This window comes from uncultured Ellagibacter sp., assembly GCF_934617235.1.
In the GTDB taxonomy this organism is placed as follows: Bacteria; Actinomycetota; Coriobacteriia; order Coriobacteriales; family Eggerthellaceae; genus Ellagibacter.
On sequence record NZ_CAKTTZ010000002.1, the window covers coordinates 88,505 to 114,321 of the forward strand.

Below are 25,817 nucleotides of genomic sequence, written 5' to 3' on the forward strand. Positions count from 1 at the left end.
GAGGAATATCCCGTGCGGGAAGAACGCGCATCGCGTGTTGTGGATTGGGATGAATCGAATGAATGCGGACGGCTCCCTTGCGAACGCCGCGCCTTGTCAAACGAAAGTATTTTCGCCTGTTGTGTCAACGAATGGCCCCTTAGTGCATCGTGGTTTGATGAGAGTGTGTGTAATGCAAGAAGCTCTTTGCAGGATACCACACAAGCAAAGCGCCAGCACGCGAAAACGGCCAGCGCTTTGAGGGTGGTTTATTATGCTCGCAGCCCGCTGAGCAGCCTTGACGCGCATCCGAAAGAATCAGATGGCGAAAAGACGGCTAAAAAGGGGCTCTAGATATCGAGTTGCTTGATATAAGAATTCCATTTCTCGAAGGATTCATCGCTGATGGCATGCTCCATCAAGCACGCTTCCTCCTGAGCCGTTTCCTCGGGAATTCCCAGAGCCTTGGTGAGGAACTTGCAGAGAAGCTCGTGGCGCTCGAGCACCGACGTGCCGTAGCGATAGCCGTCTTCCGTCAACGTGACGTCGCCGTAATAGGGCTGGTCGGCGAAGCCCTTTTCCTTCAGCGCGTTCATTGCCTTATTTACAGAAGCCTTAGAGACCCCCAGCTTGTTCGCGATATCGACCGAGCGCACAGAGTCTTCGGTCGTTCCGCCCAGCATGACGATGGCCTCAAGATAATCTTCGTGTGACATGGATACTTTTTCCATGCTCGTCCTCCAATCAGCGCTTTTCCCTATGGTACCACAGCGCAAACAGTTACGGGGAAGGTCTTAACCGTAGTTAACTTTAATAATACCGATAGTACGCCGCACAACTGCCCTCGCTCGACACCATGCAGGGCCCGACGGGGTTCTCCGGCGTGCAGACCGTGCGGAACAGGGGGCACTCGTTAGGGGCCATGCGGGCACGCAGCACATCGCCGCAACGACAGCCTTTGGGGTCGTGCGTCGGCTCCACTTCGGGCTCGAAACGGCGAACCGCGTCGAAGTCGGCGAATTCCTCGCGAATGCGATACCCCGAGCCTGGGATGTCGCCCAATCCGCGCCACGTGGCCGTGCAGGTTTCGAACACCTCGTCGATTGCGGCAAGCGCCACGGGGTTGCCCTCGGGCATGACGCCGCGCGCATAGGCGATCTCGATCTCGGCGCGGCCCTCGTGAAGCTGACGCACGAGCATGGCAATGCCCTGCAGCACGTCAACCGGCTCGAAGCCCGTGATCACGCCAGGAATGCCGTACTTCTCCGCAAGGAACCGATACGGCTCGGCACCGATGATGGTGCTCACATGACCAGGGAGAATGAGCGCATCGAGCTCGAGCGTGGGATCCCCCACGAGCATTTCCAGGGCGCCCGGCATGTTCTTGTGCGCCGCGAACACGGTGAAGTTGGTAAGTCCCATGGCCTTCGCGCGCTTGATCGCCATGGCCACAAGCGGCGTCGTCGTTTCGAAGCCGACGCCCACGAACACGACCTCCCTCTCGGGATGCGCTTGGGCGAAGGAGAGCGCGTCGAGGGGCGAGTACACGATCTCGACCGAGCGACCCGCAGCCTGTTCGGCAAGCAGGCTCGAAGTCGACCCGGGGACGCGCGTCATGTCGCCGAAGGTGGTGATAGTCACGTTCGGGATGCGCGAAAGCGCGATCACCGTGTCGATGTCGCGGTTGCATGTGACGCAAACGGGACAGCCAGGGCCCGACGCCAAACGCAGCCCTTCGGGCATCAAATCGCGAATGCCGTTGCGCGCGATGGCCACAGTATGCGTGCCGCACACTTCCATGAGCGTCGCATGCTCGGGGGCAAGACGATGGATAGCCTCGATAAGCCCGCGTGCAAGCTTCGGGTCCTTAAAAGCCGAGAAATCGATGTCGGCAACGTTTTCCAAGGTGCTCATACGGCAACGTCCTCGAATTGTTTGACCAGCTCAATAGTCTCTTTCGCGTATTCCTCATCGATTACCTCGATGGCGAAGCCGGCGTGCACCAAAACGTAATCGCCGACCTCGGCCTGCGGGGTCAAATCGAGCGAGACGTCGCGCGTGACACCGAGGATCTCGGTCGTGGCCATGTTGTTCGTTTTCTTTTCCGTGATCAACGCGGGGATTGCCAGACACATAGGCACTCAGTCCTTTTTCTTCGTCTTGTCTTGCGAACATGCTATCACAGCCTGTCCATAGGAGATGCATCCGTCGTTAGGCGGCAGCTCGCGATTGACGGCAACCGTGAAGCCCTCGGCTTGCAGGGCGGCGAGCGCGTGTTCGATGAGATAGCGGTTCATGAAGACGCCGCCGGAAAGCGCCACCGTGCTCACCCCGTACACGCTATACATCAGCTTCGCCGCGTTCACGATGACTTCCACGATGGCATTGTGGAAGCGGCGGACGATGAGCGAGATGGGGATGTTGGCCTGCAAGTCATCGAGAAGCGCCTTAAACGTGGGAGCTGCGTCGAAGAGCAGGACCGACGTGTCCTGGGCGGTCGAGCTCGGCGTCGCGGTGTTCTTTGTGATGGCGACCGAGTAGCGGCTGTTGGCGACCTTCTCATCAGGCGAGACACCATCGGAAGGCACCGCCTGGCACAGGGCAGCCTCCAAAAGGACCGCCGCCTCGCTTTCGTAAGTCGGATGCTCGCAAATTCCCAAGATGGCGCTCACCGCATCGAAGAGACGGCCGACCGACGAGGTCATCGGCGTGTTCAAGCCGCGCTCGATCATCTGGTCGCAAAGATCGGCCTGCTCACCAAGCGCATCGAGGACACGCTTCGCCGCCGGATGCTCGAGCAAGTCGAACTCCCACAGCACGCCGTACGCCATGCGCAGAGGGTTTTTCACGCATGCGGCGCCACCCGGCATGGGAACGTAGGCGAAGTTGGCGAAGCGCTCGTACGCCTGCGCATTCGCGAGCAGCACTTCCCCGCCCCAGATAGAGCCGTCCGCTCCGAACCCCGTTCCATCGAAGGCGATTCCGCACACCGCGTCCGAAAGGCCGTTCTCGCCGATGACCGAAGCGACGTGCGCATGGTGATGCTGCACCTCAAGCAGGGGGATATTCTGCTTTTTCGCCTGTTCACGCGCCCATTTCGATGCCAGATACTCGGGATGGGCGTCGCAGGCAAAGCGCGTTGCCTGCAGGTCGAACAGCTTCTCGAAGCGACTTTTCGCATCGAGCCAGGCGTCGAAGGACTCGGCGTTTTCCAGATCGCCCACATGTTGGGAGACGAACGCCTCTTCGCCGCGCACGAAGGTGAAGGTGTTTTTCTGTTCCGAGCCAGCTGCGAAAAGCACGGCGGCACTCGCCGCGGGAGCATCGGCTTCTTCGGGCGTGGAGACATCGGCAGCACCAGTCGGGGCATCGGCTTCTGCGGGACTCTCGCCCGAAGCCGCCCCCTCTTGGCCCGCCACCTCGGCGCTCGTTTGGGCCAGCTTCAGCGGCACGGGCGCGAAGCCGCGCGCACGGCGAATCATCTGCACCGCAACTCCCGCAGAACCTGCCGAAATGATGCGAACGACCGAATCGTCGTAGCGCGAGAGAATGGCGCGATCGTTCCCCAGCACAGCACACGCGATACCGCCGAGCTTCTCGCGCGCCTCGGCATCGTCGGTGACAATCGGCTCGTCATGGATGTTTCCCGAGGTCATCACAAGCATCGCAGGCTCAGGAGCGCCCATCTTCTCGAGAGCCTCGGAGAAATCGTGCAGCAGGAGGTGTTGCACCGGCGTTGCGGGGAGCATGACGCCCAACTCGAGCAGCTTATCGGCAAGCCCCGCGGCAAGCGCCACACCCGGACGCTTCTTCAGCAGCACGATCGGGCGCACCGGATCGGCGAGGGCCTTTTCCTCTTCAGGGGTCACCTCGCAGACGCTGCGCGCCGCATCGGCGTTTGCCACCATGACGGCAAACGGCTTGCCGCCGCGATGCTTCCCCTCGCGCAGTCGCGCGATCGCCGCGGCATTGCGCGCGTCGCACACCAGGTGGAACCCGCCAAGCCCCTTCACGGCCACGACCTGCCCCGCGCAAAGGAGCTCGACTACCCGCGCAATGAGAGCATCTGAGGCCTCGCGCGTCTTCCCCCAGGCGATACGCCATCCACTGGGAAGATCGTCCGACGCTGCCGCGCCCGCCTCGTCGACTGCCAAGGACGGAAGCTTCTCACCTTCGCACTCGCACTCGCACTCGCCTTCTGGACGCCACGCAAGGGAAAGATGCGGCCCGCATTCGAAACACGCGTCCGGCTGGGCATGGAAACGGCGGTCCAAGGGGTCGGCATATTCGGCCGCACAGCGCTCGCACATGGGAAAATCCTTCATGGATGTGCTCGCGCGATCGTAGGGCAGCGCATCGATGATCGTAAAGCGTGGCCCGCAATTGGTACAGTTGATGAAGGGGTAGCGGAAGCGGCGGTCGTTCGGGTTGAAAAGCTCGGCCACGCAATCGTCGCAGGTCGCCAAGTCGGCCGACACGAGCGTGGTCTCCCGCACCGCAGCGTCGTCCGAGAAGCGGATCTCGAAGGAAGTGAAATCCTGCAGAGGCACTTCTTTCAGCTCTATTTCCTTCACCTGGGCCGCCGCGGGCGCGTTCTCGGAAAGCTCGAGCACGAACTCGTCGAGTAAGCGGCTCTCACCCTCCGCATGGATGTTCACGCCGTCCGTCGCGTTCAAAACCCACCCGTTAATCAGGTATTTCTTCGCCATTCGGTAGACAAAGGGGCGAAAGCCCACCCCTTGGACGATTCCCGTCACATGAATATCGAGCGCCTCGATCATGCTTCTCACCCTCAAAAACTCAGACAATACAGAACGCCGCGCCCATCTCGCAACGGGCGCGGCGCAAAACGGCGCAAACCTAGAGCTCGGCCAGGATCTCGCGGATGACGGCGGCGAGCGCGCGCAACGTCACGCCCGAGTTGTCGGGCAGATGCAGGTGCACGCAGCGACGACCGCGACTCGCCAGCGTGAGCAAATCGCCCGACGCCTGCGCCTTCGCAAGCGCGCCCAGGCTTTCCGCCTCGCGCTTAAGCGGGATGTCCTTCAGCTCGTCAGCCGACAAGATGAGGAACACGCCGCAGTTCGGGCCGCCCTTCTGCAGCTGACCGGTGGAGTGCAGGTAGCGCGGGCCCACCTCCAAGCACGACGCGACCTGACGCGATTCGCCCACTCCGTGGCGGATGTCCTCGAGCGCTTCGCGACGGCCCTCGCCCGTGAAGGGCAGAAACGCGTTCAGCGCGAAGAAGTCGCCCGGCTGGATGCTGCCGAGCAGCGCGCGCAGGACGCCGCGCACGTCGGTGCAATCCTTAAAGCACGGGGCCAAGCGCACCTCGACTTCGCCCATGTGGACATCGCCGATGAAGTCCTGCACGAAATCGGGCTCCGGCTGCCCCTCGGCGAGAATCTTTAAGACCTCGGCCTTCGCAGAGGCGACGTCGGGCTGGTCGAACGGGCACACGCGCATGAGGTAGCCGCACATCGCGATGGCGTATTCCCACATCACGAAGTGCTCAGCGAGCTCGAGCGCGGAGTCGATCTTGAAATTCAGGCGCGGGATGGCCGGGTCGATATAGGCGAGGCTCATCTCGAAGTTCTTGCGCTCGTCCCACAAATCGGTCTTCGTCTGGTACATGATGACGCTGCGATCGCCCGCGTCGCGCGCAAGCAAAAGCGAGTCGACCTCGATGTTCGGCAGGATGCCCTGCCCCTCCTTGCCAAGCGATTCGGCCACAAGTTGCTCAATCCAAAGGCCCAAAACACGCCCGCGCTTCGGCGTGAGGAAGGAGAACTTGTTGCGGCCTTTAAGGTAATTGTCGTAGAGGAACGCGGCAAGATTGATTGCCGGATTGTCGATGGAATCCTCGCTGCAATGCTCTTCGGCCTCGCACGCGTGGGCAACGAACTGCTCCAAGTCGATGCCGGCAAGCGCCGCAGGCAGAAGGCCGAAGATCGACAGCGCCGAGAAGCGCCCGCCGACGGTTGGCTCGCCGTTGAAGACCGCAAGCCAACCCTCTTCGCGCGCCTGGCGCTCGAGCTGCGAACCAGGGTCGGTGATTGCGACCAGGTGATTCGCGAAGTTGATCTCCGGCGCCTGAGCCTCAAGAGCGTCGCGCAATGCAGCGGAAAGCAGTCGCGGCTCGATGGTGCCCCCCGACTTCGAGGACACGATCACGAGCGTGGTCGCGGGATCGCAATCGGCAAGCAGCTCGCGCATGCGGACGGGGGAATCGGAATCGAGCGTCTTGAAGGAGACGCGATTCGACCGGACCGTATCGGACTTATTGTATTTCGTGATGGTCATGGGAGCTTGCGTGGAGCCGCCCTGACCGATGAGGACGACGGTTTTAATGCCGCTGTCCACCACGTTATCGGCGAAGCGCTGGACTTTCTCGAGGTCGCACTGGGGGTTCATGCCCAAATCGACCCATCCCATAAAATTCTCGGCACACTCGCGCGCACCGTCGGAAAAATCGTAGAGCGATGCGTCCTTGGCCCGCACACGGCTGGCGACGCATTCCTTCACGAGCGTTTTCGCAGAAGGGTATAGCTTTTCCATGTCGCTAATCAGCATGTAAACCTTCTTTCGGTATTGTGCGCGCCCTTCGAAGGCATGCACGATATGAATTATCCTCGAACCCTGTGATGGAGTTATGGACAAGTGGGGAAACGGGTCGAAATCACAGAGCGAATCACCATTGGGAAGCGTATTCGCCCTCGACCTAGTCCATCTCGCTCTTCTCCGTGTTGCCCCTGTCCCATTCTCGTCCCCTTTGCGGTGACTCGCTTTCCAGGACACGCGTCCCCGCATCCATGTCCGCCTTGCGCAAAAAACGCCCGCCGCGAATGCGACGAGCGCTCTTTATCCCAATTGTGAAAATGCCGTGCTAAGCAGCGAAATCGCCGCTACAGTCCCAGCGCCTTCTTCAGCGCGCTCACACGCCTGCGGCTTACGGGAATCTTCTCTTCTACGCCGTTCAGCGTAAGCAGCAACGTACCGCCGGAAACCGACTCGATTTCCTCGACCATGGAAAGATTCACCAAATAGCCGCGGTGCACGCGGAAGAATCCGTGTCCGTCCAGGCGCTTTTCGAGCTGAGCCAAGCTCACCGTGGAGAAATAGCGGTCGGTGTCGGTCTGCAGGTATGCATAATCGTCGCGCGCCATGACGAAGCGGATCTTGTCGATGCCGATGAGAATCTTCTTGCCGCCCTTTTCTACGGGGATGCGCTCTGACTTCTGAGCCTGCACGTGCAGCGAAACGTGCTCGCGCACACGGGCGAGTGCCTGAGAGAGACGCTCGGTCTCGACCGGTTTCACCAGGTAATCGATGGCGTTGACCTTGAACGCGTCGAGCGCGTGCTCGCTGTAGGCGGTGACGAACACCACCGCGGGCGGGAATTTCAGGTGCTGCAGCGCCTCGGCAAGCTGAAGGCCGGTGGCTTCCGGCATGTTCACGTCAAGGAACATGACGTCGCAGGGGTATTCTTTGAGCTTTTCGATAGCCTCGCGCACACTAGCCGCCTCGGCAACAACCTCGGTCTGGCCAAGTTCGTCGAGCAGGAATTTCAATTCGGAGCGCGCGGGGGCCTCGTCGTCGACGATGATTGCTTTGAGCATATAAGCCTCCCAGGTTCGTGTTCGATGATGCCGCATCTGCGCCTTTCGCAGAGCGTACTCCTAACGGTCGATTATAAATCAAAGCACTCCAGATTTGTACGTTATGCGGCATCATTTCGAAACAGGTTGGCTGCCAATGTAAGCGCAACGCCGACAACCCCAGCAGGGGGTCGCTGAGGAAGTGGGGGCGCAGGCCGAGCGCGGCGCGCCGACCGCAAGGCGACCCGGCGCGCCAGCCCTCTACAGCTCGAGCTCCATCAGGCGCGCAATGGTGAGCGCGTAAATCTTGAACGCCTTCTTGAGCAGCTCCTCGGGCACCGTCTCGTCGGGGCCGTGCATACCGCCCGCCCATTCAGGCATCTCGATCCACGGCATCTCGGGGCCGAAGCTCGCCGCGCAGGAGAACTTGCGCGCATAGGTGCCGCCGCCCTGCGTGAAGGGCTTGGCATGCTCGCCCGTGGCCTCGTTGTAGGCGGAAAGAAGCGCCTGGACATAGCCCGATTCCGGGTCGATGAGAAATGGCTCCACCGTGCGGGTCGTCTCGTAGTCGGCGCCCGCTTCGCCCGCCAAGCCAGCGAGAGTTCCGGCAAGCTCCTCAGGTGTGATCGACGTGGGGAAACGGCAGTCGAGCGCTTGCCTCACGCGACCGTCTTTCATCGAGATGGTGCCACCGACCACGGTCAGCTCGCCGAAGTGCTCGTCGGCCGTCTCGATGCCGAGGTTCGCCCCGTCGGTCGCGCTCGTGAGCTTGCGGACCAGCTCGAAGTACGCCCGCTCTTCGGCGGTGCACACGTCGTTTTCCAGCAGATAGGCAACGAGCAGGTCGATGGCGCTCTTGCCCAGATGCGGCAAGCTCGCATGAGCCGCCTTCCCCTGCGCATCGATACGCGCCAGGCCCTCGCCCGCATCGGTGACGACGATACCCTCAGCCTGGGGGAGCGCCGATACGTCAGCGCGCACGATCGCGTGGGCGATGCCCGGGACCGCGTTCGTCGCCGCGCCGCCTTCGATGTCGACGATCGCGCCGCCCTCGAAGCGCTTGCTCGTGAACGTGCCGTCGTAGAGGCCCTTCTCGCCATAGCTCACGGGGAACTCGGCGTCGGGAGTGAAGAGAAACGCCGGGTCGGCGAAGCGCTCGCGGTAGTACGGGACGTCGCCCATTCCCGTTTCCTCGTTCGCGCCGAAGATGACGCGGATCGTGTAGGGCAGCTTTTCGCCCTTGTCGAGCCAGAACTTCACCGCGTGGAGTGCCGTGATGATAGGGCCCTTATCGTCGATGACGCCGCGGCCCATAAGATACCCCTCGCGACGCGTGACGGCGAACGGATCGACCGTCCAACCAGGGCCGGCAGGAACCACGTCGACATGACCGATGATTCCGATTTGCGTATCGTACTCGCCGGGCAGGTCGGCATATCCCACATAACCATCGACGTCGTGGACGTCAAAGCCCATGTCACGCGCGATGTTGAGCGCCTCGGTGAGAGCCGCGCGAGGGCCGGGCCCAAACGGCGCGTTGGGCTGCGCTGCCGACAGATCTTCCGTGCTTTCGATGCGCACGACGCGTTCGATATCCGCGACGATGTCTTCCCAATGCTTTTCGAGATATGAATCGATTTCGCCCACAAGAACGTCTTCCATGGGACAACCTCCTTGATGTTGTTGGTATCGCGTCAACTTTACCCCAGCGCACCGTCCGCGAACAGCCCGCAATCGCGCGATTCGCGAAAGAGCGCGGCTTGGGGGCAGGGAGCGAAGGTGAAGCCTGGAGGCGCGGGGTGAAATCGAGGCGCGGGAGGACGTGAAACAAGAGTCGCAGGAAAACAAGGGGCAAAGGCGGCAAAGGGAAGCTGGGGCTAAGCGGAAATCGGAGGCGAAGAGAAGAGGTAGCAACAGGCAGCAACAGAGTCGAGCTCTGGGCAAATTTTGTCATGGACGCGCCCGCATGCTTCCGTTATACTGTGAAGGCTGATGTGCCCGAGTGGCGGAATGGCAGACGCGGCGGTCTCAAAAACCGTTGTCTCACGACGTGCGAGTTCGACTCTCGCCTCGGGCACCAGTTTTTCGCAAGCAAGCCGCCGTTGAGCGGCTTTTTTCATGCCCCGTTGTACACGGATCGCCTTCCTTCTTGGGACACGGTTCGGCCCCTTTCGACCGCGAATCGCCCGATGAAGACGTGCAACGCTACAGCAATCCCTTTCGGCTACAAATCGCCCTCCGAAAACCCGCACGACCTCAAGCCCGAGCGCACCTCGCCTTCTCGCGCGATCGTACAATTTGTTTCATTATTTTGTTTGGTATGGCTAACTTGTCATCTCTTTCGCGGTATACTGCCTTTCGTGTTAGATGAAGCGAACTTCTAAACAACACCGCCGGACGAGAAAAGGTTCGCATCGTCCGCCTTCGCGCACCCGCACGAAGATCATCGAAAGGCGCATCCCGAAGATGAACCAACCAGCATTGACGCAAACGCTCGAACGGGAGGGGCGAGCCGCAACCGTCCCAGCACCGTCTCACCGAACAGTGGGCGGCCGGGGAGCTCGCGCGCCGCACTCGTTGCGCGGTGCCGCCCTGCGACGAGCAATCCCCCGCATCCCCGCCTCGCCTGGTATTGCCCCCTCACAACCTGCGGGCAACCGACCTTCTCCTTTCTCGCTCGATGCGACCTCTGTACACCTCACCGACCAGGCGAAATACCGTTACCACACCGACGCAGGGAAGGCATACGTCCTCCTTGCCGAGTCCTCGTCTAAAGAAATAGTCGTCCCTGAAGCCCTCGGCGGCGCGCCCGTCACCGCGATTTCCAGAGGCGCGTTTTCCGATCTTGCCGCCCTCGAACGCATTGCCCTGCCCGATTCGCTGACAACCATCGGGCAAGAGGCCTTCGCCCGCTGCGCGAACCTTCGCGACGTGCAGCTAGGCAACTCTCTCGAAGTGATTGGCGAAGGGGCGTTTCGCGGCTGTTCTCACCTTGGGCGTCTCGATTTGCCAAAGTCGCTTACGACCATCGGAGACTCGGCGTTTTCGAACACATCGCTTTCGCGGCTCGCCATCCCCTCTGCCTGCAAGAACATCGGTGACGACGCTCTATGCACGGGGCCGTCCTTCCCGGGGTCAACAGGGCTTGCATACGCGTCTTCTCTCAGCGAGATATCGGTCGCGCCTGGCAATCGCACCTTTACGATGCACGGCGGCGTACTGTGCCGCGCGCTCCCAGACGGGCGACTCGATGCCGTCTTCTGCCCTGGGTCGATCGGCGAAGTTGTGCTCGACGAGCGCGTGCGGTCGGTTGCCCCCGCCACCTTCGCGGGAACCCGCCACATCGCGCACCTGCTCGTCTCCGAGCGCCTCTCCTTCCCCGAGAATACGCCACCGCTTCCCAATCGCGCATGCGACCGCCTCACTATCGAGTTCGCGATACCCCGCGGTGCCTATCGAGAAATCTCGCTCGAGGTACCCTCAGGCGCCGTCCGCGGATCCATCATCGATGCGGCGTTCTTCGCGGGCCGCATTCGCCCCGAAGCACTCTCCAGCGCCTATGACAACTCCCTCCCCCAGGTCAAAGACGAATTCGAACAGACACGCCTCATGGCTGCTCGCCTTGCGAGACCCGTCTTGCTCGACGAAGCGCACGAAGCCCTCTTCCGCAGCGTCGTCGACAAATCGTTTGTGAGCCTTTGCGTCCACACCGGCGCTCGCAACGACTGGGGAACGCTCGACAACCTTATGGAATCGGGAATACTCGACGGCGAGCGCACCCCCGAAGCGGTAAGCGCGCTCAACCGGTTCGGGTTCACGCTTGCCGCAGCGCGCGTGATCGACGGGAAGGAGGAGCGCTTTGGCAACCAGTGCGTCGATTACGGAATCTAGAGCATCATCGGCAACCGCGCCAGTCCTCGCCGAAGCGGCAAGCATCGCAAAGGAGGCAATCGAAAGCGCACGGATTTCCCTCATGGCGCAGCTCCCTTTCATGGACGTCGCACTGTGGCGTATGCCGCTTGTGGCACGCCTTCAAGAAAACGCCTTCGAAACCGACGGGCGCCTTCTTTGGTTCGATCCCTCACGAGTGATCGACCTGTACCGAAAAAGCCCCAACGAAGTGCTGCGCGGGTACTTTCACACCATCATGCACTGCGTATTCCGCCACCCCTTCGACGATAAGCACCCCGCGCACGCCCTTTGGGACATCGCGTGCGACGCATCGGTCGAGGCGACTGCAATCGAGCTGCTCGGAACGGGCTTTCCGAGCGCGCAAGACAACACCGAGAAACGCATGCTTGGCAAAATTCGCGAGAAATGCCCCGCCCTCACCGCGCAGAGCATCTACCGTGCGCTCATTGGAAATGGCGAGGAGAACCCGCCTGTTCTCTCCCCTGCTTTCTCCGCTTCGCTCGAAGGCGTGTTCGCGCGCGATGGACACGAGGCGTGGCCCCGCACCAACGAACACGACTCCTCGCTGAAAAGCACTGGTGACAAGCTTTCCCTTATGCCCTCCGACGGAACTGACAAGCTCAGCGGGGAAACCGATGACGACGCAAACAGCGAGGACAAAAGCCGCTCGCCTGGAGCTAACATGCCCGGAATGGCGGCGCCATCGTCGAGCAGCAACGCGGTGCTCGGGGACATCGAGGACCCCGATGCGATCGTCGACGTGGAGTCATCCGAGGAAGCAGAGGCAACCTTCGAATCGATGGACGGCGTATCCTACTCCGATTTCTCGGACATGAGCTGGCAAGATATCAGCTCGCAGATCGATATGGACATGGAGGCGTTCTCGGGCAAGATAGGTCTCAACGTCGGAACCTTCCAGGTGAACCTCACCGTCGCAAATCGCAAACGATACGACTACCGCGCGTTCCTCAAGCGCTTTTCCGCACTGTCGGAGGAAATGAAGACAAGCCCTGACGAGTTCGACTATATCTACTACACGTATGGGCTTTCGCGATACAAGAACATGCCGCTCATCGAGCCGCTTGAATACCAGGAGTCGAACCGCATCCGCGACTTCGTCATCGCCATCGACACATCGGCGTCGTGCGCGGGAAAGCTCGTGCGCACCTTCGCGGAGAAGACCTACGACGTGCTGAAGAATTCCGAGGGTTTCGGCCATAAGGTGAACATCCACGTGATCCAATGCGACTGCGACATCACGCGCGATGTGAAAATTACTTCGATCCGAGACATCGACCGCGCCTTCGAGGAGTTCGTCACGCGCGGCTTCGGCGGCACTGACTTCCGCCCCGTGTTCAAATACGTCGACGAGCTCGTGCGCACCCGTGAGCTCGCGAACCTGAAAGGGCTCATCTATTTCACCGATGGCCTGGGGAAATACCCGTCAAACCCACCTGCTTACGAGACGGCGTTCGTCTTCGTCGACGAGACGCCGCGCGAGAGGAAGGTGCCGCCATGGGCGATGAAGGTGATTATGGACGAAGACGACGTATTCGAGCTGTAGGGAAAACTCGGCGAGATAGCAACAGATAGATGCCTAACGGACAGCGCTGCAACGCGCGACGTCGGGCGGCCATTCCGAAAGGAGCTCAAGTTCATGAATATCGCAGAGGCGAAACGCCAAATCGAGGACACGGTCGAGGGGTATCTCACCCGCGACGAAACCGGCGCCTACCTCATTGCGCCCGAAGCGCAGCGCCCCTTATTCCTCCTTGGCGCACCTGGCATTGGGAAGACGGCCGTGGTTGGGCAGGTAGCGAGTGAACTTGGCATCGGGCTCGTGTCGTATTCGATGACGCACCATACCCGGCAAAGCGCGCTTGGCCTGCCGTTCATCGTGCACAAGCGCTACGGCGATGAGGAATTCGACGTCAGCGAGTACACGATGAGCGAAATCATCGCCTCGATTTACGACTACCGCGAGGAAACGGGTCATAATCGGGGCATTCTCTTCCTTGACGAGATCAACTGTGTATCGGAAACGCTCTATCCTTCGATGCTGCAGTTCCTGCAGTTCAAAACCTTCGGGCGCCACAGAATTCCCGATGGGTGGATCGTGGTTTGCGCAGGTAATCCGCCCGAATATAACCGCTCGGTTTACGATTTCGACGTTGTGACGCTCGACCGACTGCGCAAGATCGCCGTCGAGCCCGACCTGGGCGCCTGGCGTGCCTATGCGCTCAAAACAGGCGTTCATCCTGCGATTCTGTCGTATCTCGAAGTGAAGCCCGACCACTTCTACTCCGTCGAGTCAACGCCCGACGGTAAATCGTTCGTCACCGCGCGCGGATGGGACGATCTGTCGCGTATCATCAAGCTCCACGAAATGAAGGGCAAGCCGGTCGACCGCACCCTCGTCGACCAATTTCTGCAAGACAATTCCATTGCCGAGCGATTCGCCCAGTATTACCTCCTCTTTACGAAATACCGCTCTGACTATCGGATTTCGATGATTCTTGCGGGCAACGCCCCCGATGAGATCAGGGAACGCGCGAGGGCTGCGCGCTTTGACGAAAGGCTCGCGCTCGCACGTCTTATCCTTGACGCGCTCGACGCCCACGCGGAGAAGGTCGTCGAGGCAGAACAGGTCGTGCGCGTGGTGCGCGACGCGATCAGGGAAGTAAAGCCTTCGATTTTGGATGGCGAAAGCGCGCGGGATGCACTCGAGAGCGCGGCTCGCGCCCTTACCCAGCAAGCCGCGCACGACGAGAAGGCTGGCGTGTCCGCAAAGAAGCTGCGCCCCTATCGCCTCGGCGCAGCATGGCTTTCCGAGTTTGCAAGCGCATGCGACAGCGAACGCACACCCTCCGGCGAGTCGGCATTTTCCGTGATAGAACGCGTCTACTCGGCTCGCGTGCAGGACATGAAAGAGCGCTCCGAAACGTGCGCACGGGAAATCGAGTGCGCGTTCGCATTCATCGAGGGCGTTTTCGGGAATGGGCGGGAGATGGTCGCCTTCGCTGCAGAATTCGCCGCACGAGAAGGGACCTCGCAATTTGCGAGCCGCTTCGGAAGCGATGCGTACGCCAAACACGGGAAAAACGTTCTTGCCGCGAGCGGTGGATCCGACCTGGAAAAACGCCTCCAAGAAATCGACCTGGACGCACTTGCCAGTGCCGACGAAAAAGCGCGCAAGGCTGAAGCGGCTAAGAAATCTTGCGGGTGCGGAAGCTGCAGCGGCTGCTGACGCTAGCTGAGCGAGAAGACAAAGCAGCCCGCTGGCACCTACCCGATTGGCAGAACCGAGCACCGCAGGCCAGCATGAAGCACCGTGGGCCAGCACGCAAAAAGAAGGGACGCACCTCATGTGCGAGGCGCGTCCCTTCGTAAAAGATACCGCAAAAACGAAACGCTATTCGACCTTCGCGGCCTTCTGCTTCTTCGAAGTGGCGACAATCGTCTTCACGCCCTTTACGGCGAGAACGATGGCCAGGACGAACAGAAGCACGGCAAGGATGGCCTGCAGCACGGGGGCGAGCGCGATGCCGCCCGTCGCGATGGCCGTCACCTTCTGGTAGAACGTGATGGCGAGCGACGTCAGCGTGGCAAGCAGCATGAACGCCATCGGGACGAAGAACATCTTGTTGTTGCGCCCGGCGTTGCCAAGCCATGCGCACACGGCGAGCAAGGCGAGGGCGGCGAGCAGCTGGTTCGCCGCACCGAAGAGCGGCCAGATGATGGAGTAGCCCGTCATACCCAGGATGATGCCGATGACCACGGTGATGATGGTCGCCACATACGGGTTCGCCATGAACTTGTGCACGCCCGTGAGCTCCTCGGGCTTCTTGTCGACCGGCGTCCAGAGTTCCTGGAACATGTAGCGCGCAAGGCGCGTCGCCGTGTCGAGCGAGGTCAGGCAGAATGCGGAAACGGCAAGGATGAGCAGCGCATATGCAAGCCCCTGCACATCGGCGAGCCCAGGGATGCACGCGAGCATCTGCGAAAGGCCGTCCGCGAAGACCGCCGTCGGGGACGCGTATCCGCCCCTCGCGTACTCGCTCCACACGAAGCCGACGGCGCACAGCGAGATCACCGCAAGCAAGCATTCGATGAGCATGCCGCCGTAACCGATCGGCTGAGCCTGGCCTTCCTTGTCGAGCTGCTTGGACGTGGTGCCCGAAGCGACAAGGCTATGGAAGCCGGAAATCGCACCGCAAGCGATGGTGATGAACAGCGCTGGGAACAAAAAGCCCGAAGCAGCGGCCTTGTTCGTGATGGTCTTGCCCGCCTCGTCAACGAGCGCCTGGCCAGTCGAGGCGTCGAAAGCGGCATTGGAGGCGACGAAGCCGGTGAACGCCGGAATCTGCAGGTCGGTCGCGGCGCCCATGATGCTCGCACCCACGATACCGATAATCGCCAAGATGATCATGCCGTAGAGCAGATAGCTCGACAGGTAATCGCGCGGCTGCAAGAGAATCCACACCGGGGCAACGGAGGCGATCAGGATGTACACGCCCAGGATGATCATCCACGTGTCGTAGTCAAGCGAGATCGCGATGCCCATAAGCGGCAGGTTGTACCCGATGGCAACCATGATGATGATCAGGACGATCGCCGTGGCGATGTTCACAGGGCCGGGAATGTTGCGACCGCGCGTGAGGAAGCCGTAGACGATGGCAACGCCGATGAAGATGACCGAGATCATGGCCGTCTGCTCGTTGGCGAGGTTGGTCGCCGGGGCCGCCGAGGCAGAAACGACGAACGTGTTCGCGACGATGGAGGCGAATGCAGCCACGACCAGCAGCAACGTCAAGTACGCGAAGATGCAGAAGAGCTTCTTCGCCGTATTGTCGATGTTCTCTGCAACGACGACGGCGAGCGTCTGGCCCTTGTGGCGCAGCGACGCGAACAGAGAGCCAAAGTCGTGCATAGCGCCGAAGAAGATGCCGCCGATGAGCACCCACAAAAGCACGGGCACCCAGCCGAAGACCGCCGCCTGAATCGGGCCGTTGATCGGGCCCGCACCAGCGATCGAGGAGAAGTGGTGGCCGAGCACCACATAAGGCGGTGCCGGCACGTAATCCACGCCGTCTTCCAGCTCATGGGCCGGAGTCGGACGCTTCGGATCGACCCCCCATTGCTTGGCAAGCCAGCCACCGTAACACACATAGCCGATGACCAGGATGACCGCAGCAACAAGGAAGATAATCAATGCGTTCATTGAAGGTTCCTTACGTATGTCTGAAGTGCATTACGCCAGTCGCAGATTGGCCTCAACCGTTGAAGCCACCTGTTTTCCAGCTGCGTTCGCATAGACGCAATGGGTTGAAAGGTCGGCGATCGCCACGCGAAGATCCGCCCAACCGCGAAACCCAAGAGCGAAGTTCTTTCGGAACCGAACCCTTCGGACCGCGCGCTTCACGCCTTCCGTGCAATCATCAGCGATAACCACAAGCGCAAGCCCTGACGACATGTGATTCGGCTCGGAGGTGACCTTTTCAAGGCCGCGCGTCTTCATGAACCGGACCCATTCGTCAAGCTGGGCTTCGTCGAAGGTTTCCGCATAGACGAAAAAGAGATACTCATGAGAGTTTGCTTCCCACAATTTTGCCCGTTTGACCAGCACATACTGCTCGCCAAATGAATGGAATTCGGCAAAACCGGGAAACGATTTCCCCGCGAACTCGTAATCCCGATGCACATCGAAGAATGCCTCATGTGCAGCGAGAATACGTTTCAGCACCAGCTGCTTTGCGTCCTGTGCCTTACGGACCTCGTCCGAAGACCGAAGGACTGGCTGTCCGTCCAATGCGGCGACATGTTCGGCCACCGCCCTTTCGGAGTTGTCCGACGAACCCGTCTGTTTAACCTGCTCGTCAGTGCCTTTGACATCTGGTTGAACCGCTGAACCCACGCTCAAGAAACCCGAAAGCCTTTCCTCTTCGCTACCATCGCACCCCACGTTCCAATGCGAACGGCTTATTTTATGACCTAGTTAACCGCTATGTAACATTTCTTTCGATATTTTTTTGCGAACGAGCAAAGATTTTTCCCAAAAAGAAAGCGCTTGGGGTGAAATCCGCTCCCAAGCGCTTGTGTGATGTGCTTATGTCGAACCCGCAGCGAGCCGTCGCAACCCCGCGACGCGCGGCGCGAAACCGAGCGCGGCTACGAGTTTGCCGCCATGGGCCCGCCCGCAGCGATCCGTCGAGTTACAGGCTGAAATCCTTCTCGCCGTTGAACACCGCGAGGGCGTCCGCCACGGAATAGTCGGCCAGCGTGATGGCGCTGATGGCCTTCGTGAGGCGTACCGCCTCGTCGAGGGAACGCTGGTGAATGTTGCGACCCGTAGCATTTCCGCAGGCCCCGCCCACATGAATCTGGTCGTAGAGCTGCGTCAAGAACGTCTTCGCGTCAACGGTGGAACCGCCTGCGCACACCAGGCCCGTGCGACCAGCCGCCATGGAAGCGATCTTCAGAGCCTCGGCGGGGGTGCGCGTGTCGTCCCCTTCGGGCTTCGGCGGGTTCACCTTGACGAAGTCAGAGCCCAGGCAAAGCGCCACGCCAGCGGCACCTGCGATGAGGTCGGGATCCTTCTCGGCCGTGACGGCCTTGCCGCGCGGGTAGATCCACAAAACGACGAGCAAGCCGTTTGCATGCGCCTGCGCGATGAGTTCCCCTGCCTCAGCCAGCATGGTGGACTCGTACTCGCTCCCCAGATAGATGGTGTAGCCCAAACCGACGATGTTCACGCCAGCTTCGCGCATGGCGAGGATGGCGTCCAAATCGTAGAGCTGGGGCGAATAGGGATCGTCTTGCGAAGTCTTCACCAAGTTGGTCTTGGAGTTCATCTTCACGAGGTAGTTAATCTCGGGATAGTCGGCGGCATACTGCGCGATGAGGCCGCGCTGACCAGCGAGAACGCCGCACACGCCCTGGCGGCCGATTTCGAAGAGGTGCTCGGGCTCGGCGTCAGCCAGATCGATTCCCTCACCGTAGAAGTCCTTGTTCAAATGCTCGATCTTCTGGTCGCACGCGAACAGCATGAGACGACCGGTTCCACGCGTGGCCTTCAGGTAATTGTCGATGTATTCCTCGCGAGACTCGGGCATGACGTCTGCGGGGACACGAACCTGATCACGGGTGATTTTCGGCATGTTGATCCTCCTTTTAGGATGCGATATAAGGCGCCGCGGCCGATGCTTCGACGATTCGCAAGGCGACGCACGGAAGATATTCTAGCAAAAGGGGAGCATGCGCGCTGCACACGTCGGCGAGCGATACCTGCCGCGTGAGGCAATGCGCCTAGAACCATTCCTTTTTGTTGAAGACGTAAACCTGCTCGAATTCCGTTTGCGATTTGCAGAGGTAGAGCACACCTTCAACAATGGAAATGACCACCATGACCAGGCCTGCAATCCCCAGCGAGAAGATGCTTCCCACAATGGTGACGGCCAGCATGATGAACCCCGGCGTGTTGTAGCCCAGGTAGAACTTGTGGATGCCAAGGCTTCCGAGGAAGATGGCGAGCAAGCCCGCCGCCACATGGTCTTTCGTGCTCGGGGCAGATTGCGCGTAAGGCTGCTGCTGGTAAGGCTGCCCATATTGCTGCGTATAGGGTTGGGAATACGCTTGGCCGGCTTGCCAGGGGTCTTGCGCTTGTTGGTAGGCTTGGCCGTTGGCCTGCTGGTAGGTTTGTCCCCAGGCGTTGTTCGCCTGTTGGTAGGGCTGGCTCCAGGCGTCTTTGCCCTGTTGGTAAGCCTGACCCCAGGCATCTTGACCCTGCTGATAGGGCTGGCCCCCCGTACTCTGCGCATCCTGAGATGGAGCCTGCTGGCCCGCCTCGGTCGACTGGCCCGCCTCGTCGGTTTCGCTCGGCTCCCCCGACTGGCCCGCCTGCGCCTGCCGCTCGCGCGCTTCGCGAAGGCGTTCCTGTGCTTCTTTCAAAGCCGCCTCAGCAGCGGCAATCTCATCGTTGATGTTGTTGGAGTCGTTCATGGGAAACCTTTCGACCTGTGCCGTCGCATTCATGATACCCGCAGGCAGGCGCAGCTCGCGATTGCGTTACGCGCTCGTTATCGAGTCGACACGTGGCGGATTACTGCGCATCGGGGGATGCCCACAAGAGGCTTCCCACCTTTGCCGTAAACACCGAAGTCACCGAGCGCTTCCGTTCCCACGCGACAAAAATACTGGCAGCAATCCCGCCTTGGCCGCATTATCGGCTCTGACAGCTTTTTGCACTTGCCTCGCCGTTGACGCTATTCGCCGCCTTCGTCTTTGCCGTGATGGAAGAAGTTCATAATCTTGTCGCGGAAGACGATGGCGACGATCGCTATGACCGCAACGACCGCAAAGATGATGAGACTTTGCGTGATGTTCCCGTCCACCAGGCCATTCGCCGCATAGGTGGAGACGATGATGCCTGGGATGCGGCCCACATTCGACAGGATGAGGAAGTCGCGCATGCGCATATTGGTGAGCGGAACCAAGTACGTGAACGTATCTTTCGGCATCGCGGGAATCAAAAACAGGATGAACACCACGATGGACAGCTTGCCACTTTCCTCGAAGGCGCAGAACTTATCGAGGTACTTCGTGGGAACCATGTCGCGCACGAACGGCGCGCCTAAACGATGGACCAGCACGAACACGAACGCACTCGAGATGATGCACCCGAGCAAAATGACCGCAGCCCCGAGCCAGGGACCATACATCATGCCCGCAGCCATTTGCACGACTTCGCCGGGAATGAATGCCACGACGATCTGCATAAACTGCATGGCCAAAAGGATGAGGAAGCCGAGGGGACCAGCATTGCGCACGTCGTTGATTACGCGACTAAGTCCACCCGGCTCGAAAACCTCATGAACGTAGGGCCAGACCAGAACAACAACAAGAACCATCAGCGCGAAAAATGCGATGAGTCCGCCGAACTTGAAAATGTCACCGCGCGTCATCTCGCGGCCGCGGACTGTCGTGACTTCCTGAGCCTTCTCTCTGACCGCTTCGCGACGCTCGTGGGCACGTTCTTTCGCAGTCTCGCGATGTTCGCTGGCGCGCTCGAGCCGAGGCGACGCCTTCTCTTGCGCACCCTTATCGTCAGGCGTGGTTTTCACCTGCGATTTTTTCAGACTGACGCTACCGTTGCTCACTTCAGAATCGCTCCCTGCATCACTTTGCAGACATCTTGCCTAGTCGTCCCGACGGGCCTTGTCGAACTCTTTCTTAAATGCCGAGAACATGCCGCCCGCCGCCTTCAGCTGGCTGCCAACCGCACGCCCAATCCCTTCGGATGCGGAGTCCTGGGAAGTCTTCTTCGCAGGCTTTTTCTTCGGTGTTTCATCAGGGGCGATTTCGATTTCGTCCTCTTGGTCATCGTCGACAACGAGAACTTCCTCGTCGGCTACATGCTTCTCGGGTTTGGGGCCGCGAGCCTTGTCGTATTCCTCCTTGAAGTCGGAGAACATGCCCGTCGCCTTGCCAATTTGCTTGCCCGTTGCGTATGCTCCCTTGTTCACTGCGTCGCCTGCAACGTGCGCAGCTTCGCTGACCTTGGGTTTCACCTTGTCAACGGCAGTATGGGCCTTGTCCATGGCAACAGCGGTGGCAGCACCCGCCTTCTCGGCGGCGCCCCCTTCGATCGCAATGCTGGCCGCTTCGTCCTTCACCAGGATGGCGCCAAGCACAGGATTCTCGTCCGAGCCCTCGTATTCGCCAGCGAGCGCGCACCCGATGCCGCGACGGAACCCTAACACGAGGTCGCCGGGAACCGAGCGCGTGCCCAAAAGCGCATTCGCCGTCGCCCCCGTGTCGACCAGGAAAGAATCAACCTTGCCTGTCATCAGGCTGAACGTCACGACACCAACGGTGCCGAGCGTCGCACCCGACTCGGTGACGACGGGCATGCCGCCCCAGATGACGCAGTCGTCCAAGCACACATCGATCGCCTTGCAAGCAGCTTTGTCGCGCGTTTTCGAGTCGTCGGACAAAACGACGCGCCCGTCCTCGAATTCGAAGCCGTCGAGCGAAACGAACAAGTCCTTGCGATGGAACATCCACAGCAAGTCGGGGCGCTTGACCATGATGCCGATGCACCGACGCTCCTTGGGGTGGTAGACAAACGCGCGCACCTTGCCGATGCGCTTCGACGCGTTTTTGCCGCCCATGACGCGAACGTTGTAGAGTTCCTTGGTTGTGATGAGATTGCTAGCCATTTCGTCCCCGAAAAATCAGAGGGGCGCGCTGCGCACGGCGGAAACCGCACACGAGCATTGCGCCCCTTCCACATGCGCCCACGATGCGAGCGCTTCGTCTTGCCTTTCGTTATGCCTGTTCGCCTTCGGCGGTATCGGTAGTCGGTGTCACTTCTTGCGAAACCTCGACCGGGATTTCCTCAGAAGCTGCAGCCGCGGACTCCTCGGCGTTCTTCGCAACCTGCGCGGCGATGCGAGCGCGGGCGGCTTCGATCTTCTCGCGAAGGTCATCGGTGCCTTCGGGAGCAGGCTTCACGTTGTTCTTCGCTTCCTGCACGCGAGAAGCAGCTGCGCCGTAGATTTCCTGGCCCTTCGAAGCGACGGCGGAAACGACGTTCTGGCCCTTGGCAACCGCGTCCTGGGCGAACGTCTGCGTGCGCGCTGCGGCATCCGCGCCAGCGACGTCTTCCACAACCTGCTGCGCAGTGGAGGCGGTTTGGGCACCCAGTTCCTGAGCTTCGCCCCACACGGCATTCGCCTTCTCAGCAACCATGTTGCGTGTCTCGCTGCCCGTACGCGGAGCGCACAAAAGCGCCGCGACCGCGCCGACAAGACCGCCTGCCAGAAACACTCCGAGTTTGTTGCCCATAACGGCCTCCTTCAAGACGTTTTCTCGATGCGCTCATTATAGGTGCTTGCAGGGCGTCGCCGCCTAAAATCGCGACCCCTCCACTATTCGGTTGCCGTTTCGTTGAAGAGGAGGCGACCTTTGGACACAAGAAAGGCCCGCGAACGGGCCCTTCCCTGATAATACTTTGTTGGCGGATGGCCTGGCGCAAGACGTTCGCGCGCCTGTCGCTAGCCTGCCCGGCTGAAGACGCCAGCACGTCCATCGCCGACCCGCTGCGCAAGACGCTCACGCGATTTTGCCGACAGCTCACCTAGCAGAAGACCGCGCCGCGCTCTTTCGCGTTGTTGACGAGCTCGTCTAGCACCGCGGACAGGCTCAGACCGCTCGCCTTGCAGGCCGCGGGGAACAGCGAGGTCTCCGTCATGCCGGGCGACACGTTGGTCTCCATGACGCGCGCCTGGGCACCGTCCCAGATAAGGTCGATGCGACCCAGGTCGCGAAGGCCGTATGCGCGATAGACCTCCAAAACCGCCCGCTCGATTTCCGCGCGAATCGCCTGCGCGTCAGCCTCGTTCGAGGAAAGCGACTCGTTGCGCACCGGCGCATAGTAATCGACCAAGCTCGCGTCCATACGGGCAGCGGTATCGTAAAGCCCGTGTTTGGGAACGATTTCCACCGGGGGCAGCGCATGCGCGTCCCAACCGGTGCCGATGACGGAAACCGCCAGCTCAACGCCTTCGATCCACTGCTCGATAACGACGTGATCGTCGTAGGACAGCGCATCGAGAATCGCCTCGCCCAAGTGGTCGATGTCGTCAACGCGGTGCACGCCCATCGCAGATCCGCCATGTGCCGGCTTCACCGCCACGGGATACCCGCCGTGAACGCGCTCTTCCACCAGGTCAAGCGCCGTTGCAGCACCCATATCCTTGAAGGCGTCACGCGCGATGCAGATGCCCTGCGGCCACGAAGCGACCGCGGGCTCGTCGGTGAGCTCGCGATATGCCTCCATCGTCGCATGCAGCGAGTCCTTGTTCTGCGCGCGACGGCACACAAGCGCGTCGGATCCGACATAGGGAATGCCCAAAAGCTCAAGCAGGCTTTGGATGGAGCCGTCTTCGCCATGCTTGCCGTGAAGCGCGCTGTAGCACACGTCGGGGCGCTCGCTGCGCAGCGTCGGAACGAGCTCGCGCGTCGTGTCGAGCGGAACGACCTTATGCCCCGCCTCCTCGAGTGCAGCGCACACATTCTTGCCGCTGGCCAGCGAAAACTCTCGTTCGAACGAGGTTCCGCCCATCAAAACTGCAACTTTGAGACCCATGTTCTTCCCTTTCGATAGCGCCGCTCGCCCACGGCGCGGAGTGTTTGCCGCTATTCTTCCGGAACCTTGATGGCGCCCGCATCGATGAACGCGCGATAGAGCTCCAGGCGCTCCTCGATCACCTTCGCCAAACGACGAATCGCCTCCGTGATGTTCTCGGGCGTTTCGTAGCTGAAGTTCAGACGCATGCAGTTTCTGCCCGTCACGCCGTCGACGTAGAAGCTGTCCCCCGGGCAGAACGTCACGCCAGCCTCAAGCGCGTCAGCGAGCATGCTGCCAGTGTCGACGTATTTCGGCAGCGTGACCCATAAAAAGAAGCCACCTTCGGGGTGCGTCCAAGATGCCTCGGGCGGGAAATATTCCTCAAGCGCGGCGAGCATGGCGTCGCGCCTTTCGCCATAAGTCTTGATGAACTTCTGCAGCGTGCGCTGCCACGGCGTATCCGTGAAGTAATGCTCGACCACGACCTGGTCAAACGTCGAACCGCACAGGTCGGCGCCCTGCTTCACCAGGCTGATGCGCGCAAGCACGTCGGCGGGCGCGCAGATCCAGCCGATGCGAAGGCCCGGCGCGAAGATCTTCGAGATGGTACCCAGGTAGATGACGCGGTCGTCCTGCGCCTTCAGCGGAACCATATGCCCGCCCTCGTAGCGCAAGCGGCCGTAAGGGTCGTCCTCGATGATCATGAAGTCGTACTCGTGCGAAAGCTCGATCAGGCGCTTGCGACGCTCGCCCGTCATGGTGACGCCGCCGGGGTTCTGGAAATTGGGAATGGTGTAGAGCATCTTCAGGCGTTTGTTGCCCTTGCCGATGCGTTTGAGCTCCTCTTCCAGCAAATCCATGCGCATGCCCTCGTCGTCGAAGGGCACGGGATGGATTTCGGGCTCATAGGCGTTGAACGCGGAAAGCGCCGTGAGGTAGGTGGGACCTTCCACCAAAACGATGTCGCCCTTGTCGAGGAATGTCTCGCCGAGCAGGTTCAACGCCTGCTGCGCGCCCGATGTGAGCAGCATCTCGTCGGGCTTCACGCGCACGCCGATGTCGCGCATGATGTCGCAAAGCACCTGGCGGGTTTCAAGGCGGCCGTTCGTCGAGCCGTACTGCAGGGCAACGGCGCGCTCGTCGGTGACGGCGGCGTGCACCGCCTTTTGGATGGCGCGCTGCGGAAGGAGCGACACGTCGGGCATGCCGCCGGAAAGCGAGATGATGTCCGGACGAACTGCCGCGGCGAAGAGGTCGCGCACGGCGCTCGAGCGCAGATTCCTCACGCGGTCGGCGATTTTGTCGCTCGTTTGGTCGAATTTCATGTGTGCCGTAGTCATGATGCTTAGAGTACCACCGCCTCGTTAATCGCGCAGAGGGCATCCTTCAAAGCACGCAAGGCCACCAAATCGTCCGTGAAATTCACTTCCACGCGCGCGAGGCCTCGCTGCTCGTCGAGCCACTGCGTCGTTCCGACGTACGTAAAGCTTTGTGACAGGGTATCGCTTTTTTCAGCCGCCACCTGCAAATCAATGACGAGGTGCTCAAGCAAGTGGGGCAACGGCGTATGATCGATCACCGCGCCGAAGGTGGGGCCCTCGTCGTTCACGCATGTGTGGTGTACCAGGTTGGGGAACCGCGCGCAGATGCGGGAGGCAATCTCGGGCGTCGTCGTGCGGAAACCCGCGGCGACGTCGACGTTCACCTCGATTCGCTGGGGGCGCACGCAGATGCGCGACGCGCGGATGACCTCCATCATGCAGCCTGGGACGCAGAGTCCTGCGGCGTGCGGGTGAGGACCATGGTCGAATCGCCCGAAAGCTCGGGGCTCGCCTGTTCTCCCTGGATGGCGCGACCGAGGGCGGCAATCGTCCAAGAGATGTCCTCGGAGAGCGAATTTCCCCAGGTAGTTTCCCCATCGCGCAAGGCAAGCGTCTGCCTGTCGAGCGAGAAACGATAGCGCGCCTCGCCTTCCATGTTGCCGAAAGAAAGCGAAAGCGTCTTCGCGCCCTCGTCGATCGTGTAGGAATACGTGACGTCGTCGGCGAGCTTGATGCCGTCTGCCGTGACGTCGACCGTCTTCTGCGTACCGGCGATGTACCACGTGCCCTGGATATCCTGCGCGTCGTTCGCGAACGTCCAGCGCCAACAGGAGAAGGCGACGACAACGGCCGCCACAACGAGCACCACGGCGCCAG

At 60.7% G+C, this 25,817-nt stretch carries 22 protein-coding genes and 1 tRNA gene; 5 read left to right on the forward strand and 18 right to left on the reverse strand.

Annotation, left to right across the window (positions count from 1 at the left end; genetic code table 11):
* Positions 1-12 precede the first annotated feature (12 nt).
* The gene (locus Q0G85_RS00885) at positions 13-333 is read left to right on the forward strand and encodes a hypothetical protein (RefSeq protein ID WP_297153829.1); all 321 of its coding nucleotides are present in this window, start codon (positions 13-15) and stop codon (positions 331-333) included.
* Here Q0G85_RS00885 and Q0G85_RS00890 read toward each other — a convergent pair.
* From Q0G85_RS00890 to Q0G85_RS00920, 7 genes are all read right to left on the reverse strand, one after another.
* Positions 330-710 carry a metal-dependent transcriptional regulator gene (locus Q0G85_RS00890; RefSeq protein WP_297153833.1) on the reverse strand — a complete coding sequence of 127 codons (381 nt, stop codon included), beginning with the start codon at positions 708-710 and terminating at the stop codon, positions 330-332. The two genes, Q0G85_RS00885 and Q0G85_RS00890, sit on opposite strands and share 4 nt — an antisense overlap.
* A 79-nt stretch (positions 711-789) precedes the next feature.
* Positions 790-1,893, reverse strand: a complete 1,104-nt coding sequence (gene hypD / locus Q0G85_RS00895; protein ID WP_297153836.1) for a hydrogenase formation protein HypD — start codon at positions 1,891-1,893, stop codon at positions 790-792.
* Complete coding sequence (locus Q0G85_RS00900) at positions 1,890-2,114, reverse strand: HypC/HybG/HupF family hydrogenase formation chaperone (protein WP_297153839.1); 225 nt, start codon at positions 2,112-2,114, stop codon at positions 1,890-1,892. The genes hypD and Q0G85_RS00900 overlap by 4 nt, the downstream gene beginning before the upstream one ends.
* Positions 2,115-2,120: 6 nt before the next feature.
* The gene (locus tag Q0G85_RS00905) at positions 2,121-4,760 is read right to left on the reverse strand and encodes a carbamoyltransferase HypF (RefSeq protein ID WP_297153842.1); all 2,640 of its coding nucleotides are present in this window, start codon (positions 4,758-4,760) and stop codon (positions 2,121-2,123) included.
* Positions 4,761-4,839: 79 nt separating this feature from the next.
* Positions 4,840-6,552: a glucose-6-phosphate isomerase gene (locus tag Q0G85_RS00910; protein ID WP_297153845.1), complete on the reverse strand. Its 1,713-nt coding sequence runs from the start codon at positions 6,550-6,552 to the stop codon at positions 4,840-4,842.
* A 332-nt stretch (positions 6,553-6,884) separates the two neighbouring features.
* Positions 6,885-7,598 carry a LytTR family DNA-binding domain-containing protein gene (locus Q0G85_RS00915; RefSeq protein WP_158050265.1) on the reverse strand — a complete coding sequence of 238 codons (714 nt, stop codon included), beginning with the start codon at positions 7,596-7,598 and terminating at the stop codon, positions 6,885-6,887.
* Between the two features lie 240 nt (positions 7,599-7,838).
* On the reverse strand, positions 7,839-9,239 hold the full coding sequence (locus Q0G85_RS00920) for a Sapep family Mn(2+)-dependent dipeptidase (protein WP_297153848.1): 1,401 nt from the start codon (positions 9,237-9,239) through the stop codon (positions 7,839-7,841).
* Between the two features lie 334 nt (positions 9,240-9,573).
* On the opposite strand from Q0G85_RS00920, the gene Q0G85_RS00925 reads away from it, so the two are divergent.
* From Q0G85_RS00925 to Q0G85_RS00940, 4 genes are all read left to right on the forward strand, one after another.
* A tRNA-Leu gene (locus Q0G85_RS00925) sits at positions 9,574-9,657 on the forward strand.
* Between the two features lie 386 nt (positions 9,658-10,043).
* Positions 10,044-11,468, forward strand: coding sequence for a leucine-rich repeat domain-containing protein (locus Q0G85_RS00930; protein ID WP_297153851.1), 1,425 nt, complete (start codon positions 10,044-10,046; stop codon positions 11,466-11,468).
* A complete protein-coding gene (locus Q0G85_RS00935) occupies positions 11,437-13,053 on the forward strand; it encodes a VWA-like domain-containing protein (protein WP_297153855.1) in 1,617 nt (538 codons plus the stop codon). The genes Q0G85_RS00930 and Q0G85_RS00935 overlap by 32 nt, the downstream gene beginning before the upstream one ends.
* Before the next feature lie 93 nt (positions 13,054-13,146).
* The gene (locus tag Q0G85_RS00940; protein ID WP_297153857.1) at positions 13,147-14,736 is read left to right on the forward strand and encodes an ATP-binding protein; all 1,590 of its coding nucleotides are present in this window, start codon (positions 13,147-13,149) and stop codon (positions 14,734-14,736) included.
* Positions 14,737-14,901: 165 nt separating this feature from the next.
* Here the strand turns inward: Q0G85_RS00940 and Q0G85_RS00945 are convergent, their stop codons facing one another.
* The 11 genes from Q0G85_RS00945 to Q0G85_RS00995 all read right to left on the reverse strand — a co-directional run bounded on the left by Q0G85_RS00945 (position 14,902) and on the right by Q0G85_RS00995 (position 25,809).
* The gene (locus tag Q0G85_RS00945; RefSeq protein WP_297153859.1) at positions 14,902-16,710 is read right to left on the reverse strand and encodes a carbon starvation protein A; all 1,809 of its coding nucleotides are present in this window, start codon (positions 16,708-16,710) and stop codon (positions 14,902-14,904) included.
* 30 nt (positions 16,711-16,740) lie between these two features.
* Positions 16,741-17,409, reverse strand: coding sequence for a hypothetical protein (locus tag Q0G85_RS00950; protein WP_297153863.1), 669 nt, complete (start codon positions 17,407-17,409; stop codon positions 16,741-16,743).
* Between the two features lie 292 nt (positions 17,410-17,701).
* On the reverse strand, positions 17,702-18,646 hold the full coding sequence (locus tag Q0G85_RS00955) for an aldolase (protein WP_297153866.1): 945 nt from the start codon (positions 18,644-18,646) through the stop codon (positions 17,702-17,704).
* A 148-nt stretch (positions 18,647-18,794) separates the two neighbouring features.
* Positions 18,795-19,487, reverse strand: coding sequence for a TM2 domain-containing protein (locus tag Q0G85_RS00960; RefSeq protein WP_297153869.1), 693 nt, complete (start codon positions 19,485-19,487; stop codon positions 18,795-18,797).
* Positions 19,488-19,750: 263 nt separating this feature from the next.
* Entirely contained in the window at positions 19,751-20,644 is an 894-nt protein-coding gene (locus Q0G85_RS00965; RefSeq protein ID WP_297153872.1) for a TVP38/TMEM64 family protein, read from the reverse strand.
* Positions 20,645-20,683: 39 nt separating this feature from the next.
* Positions 20,684-21,706, reverse strand: a complete 1,023-nt coding sequence (locus Q0G85_RS00970) for a PRC-barrel domain protein (RefSeq protein WP_297153875.1) — start codon at positions 21,704-21,706, stop codon at positions 20,684-20,686.
* 109 nt (positions 21,707-21,815) lie between these two features.
* A complete protein-coding gene (locus Q0G85_RS00975; protein ID WP_297153877.1) occupies positions 21,816-22,334 on the reverse strand; it encodes a YtxH domain-containing protein in 519 nt (172 codons plus the stop codon).
* Positions 22,335-22,626: 292 nt separating this feature from the next.
* On the reverse strand, positions 22,627-23,637 hold the full coding sequence (locus tag Q0G85_RS00980; protein WP_297153880.1) for a D-alanine--D-alanine ligase: 1,011 nt from the start codon (positions 23,635-23,637) through the stop codon (positions 22,627-22,629).
* A 50-nt stretch (positions 23,638-23,687) separates the two neighbouring features.
* Positions 23,688-24,944 carry a PLP-dependent aminotransferase family protein gene (locus Q0G85_RS00985; protein ID WP_297153883.1) on the reverse strand — a complete coding sequence of 419 codons (1,257 nt, stop codon included), beginning with the start codon at positions 24,942-24,944 and terminating at the stop codon, positions 23,688-23,690.
* Between the two features lie 20 nt (positions 24,945-24,964).
* Entirely contained in the window at positions 24,965-25,378 is a 414-nt protein-coding gene (locus tag Q0G85_RS00990) for a cyanophycin synthetase family protein (RefSeq protein WP_297153886.1), read from the reverse strand.
* Positions 25,375-25,809 carry a hypothetical protein gene (locus Q0G85_RS00995; protein ID WP_297153889.1) on the reverse strand — a complete coding sequence of 145 codons (435 nt, stop codon included), beginning with the start codon at positions 25,807-25,809 and terminating at the stop codon, positions 25,375-25,377. Before Q0G85_RS00995 ends, Q0G85_RS00990 begins: the two co-directional genes overlap by 4 nt.
* Positions 25,810-25,817: the final 8 nt, after the last annotated feature.

Excerpts from the sequence above, each read along its gene's own strand:
- Q0G85_RS00890 (WP_297153833.1), bottom strand. The coding sequence starts at position 710 with ATGGAAAAAGTATCCATGTCACACGAAGATTATCTTGAGGCCATCGTC.
- hypD (WP_297153836.1), bottom strand. The coding sequence starts at position 1,893 with ATGAGCACCTTGGAAAACGTTGCCGACATCGATTTCTCGGCTTTTAAG.
- Q0G85_RS00900 (WP_297153839.1), bottom strand. The coding sequence starts at position 2,114 with ATGTGTCTGGCAATCCCCGCGTTGATCACGGAAAAGAAAACGAACAAC.
- Q0G85_RS00905 (WP_297153842.1), bottom strand. The coding sequence starts at position 4,760 with ATGATCGAGGCGCTCGATATTCATGTGACGGGAATCGTCCAAGGGGTG.
- Q0G85_RS00910 (WP_297153845.1), bottom strand. The coding sequence starts at position 6,552 with ATGCTGATTAGCGACATGGAAAAGCTATACCCTTCTGCGAAAACGCTC.
- Q0G85_RS00915 (WP_158050265.1), bottom strand. The coding sequence starts at position 7,598 with ATGCTCAAAGCAATCATCGTCGACGACGAGGCCCCCGCGCGCTCCGAA.
- Q0G85_RS00920 (WP_297153848.1), bottom strand. The coding sequence starts at position 9,239 with ATGGAAGACGTTCTTGTGGGCGAAATCGATTCATATCTCGAAAAGCAT.
- Q0G85_RS00930 (WP_297153851.1), top strand. The coding sequence starts at position 10,044 with ATGAACCAACCAGCATTGACGCAAACGCTCGAACGGGAGGGGCGAGCC.
- Q0G85_RS00940 (WP_297153857.1), top strand. The coding sequence starts at position 13,147 with ATGAATATCGCAGAGGCGAAACGCCAAATCGAGGACACGGTCGAGGGG.
- Q0G85_RS00945 (WP_297153859.1), bottom strand. The coding sequence starts at position 16,710 with ATGAACGCATTGATTATCTTCCTTGTTGCTGCGGTCATCCTGGTCATC.
- Q0G85_RS00955 (WP_297153866.1), bottom strand. The coding sequence starts at position 18,646 with ATGCCGAAAATCACCCGTGATCAGGTTCGTGTCCCCGCAGACGTCATG.
- Q0G85_RS00960 (WP_297153869.1), bottom strand. The coding sequence starts at position 19,487 with ATGAACGACTCCAACAACATCAACGATGAGATTGCCGCTGCTGAGGCG.
- Q0G85_RS00970 (WP_297153875.1), bottom strand. The coding sequence starts at position 21,706 with ATGGCTAGCAATCTCATCACAACCAAGGAACTCTACAACGTTCGCGTC.
- Q0G85_RS00975 (WP_297153877.1), bottom strand. The coding sequence starts at position 22,334 with ATGGGCAACAAACTCGGAGTGTTTCTGGCAGGCGGTCTTGTCGGCGCG.
- Q0G85_RS00980 (WP_297153880.1), bottom strand. The coding sequence starts at position 23,637 with ATGGGTCTCAAAGTTGCAGTTTTGATGGGCGGAACCTCGTTCGAACGA.
- Q0G85_RS00985 (WP_297153883.1), bottom strand. The coding sequence starts at position 24,944 with ATGAAATTCGACCAAACGAGCGACAAAATCGCCGACCGCGTGAGGAAT.
- Q0G85_RS00990 (WP_297153886.1), bottom strand. The coding sequence starts at position 25,378 with ATGATGGAGGTCATCCGCGCGTCGCGCATCTGCGTGCGCCCCCAGCGA.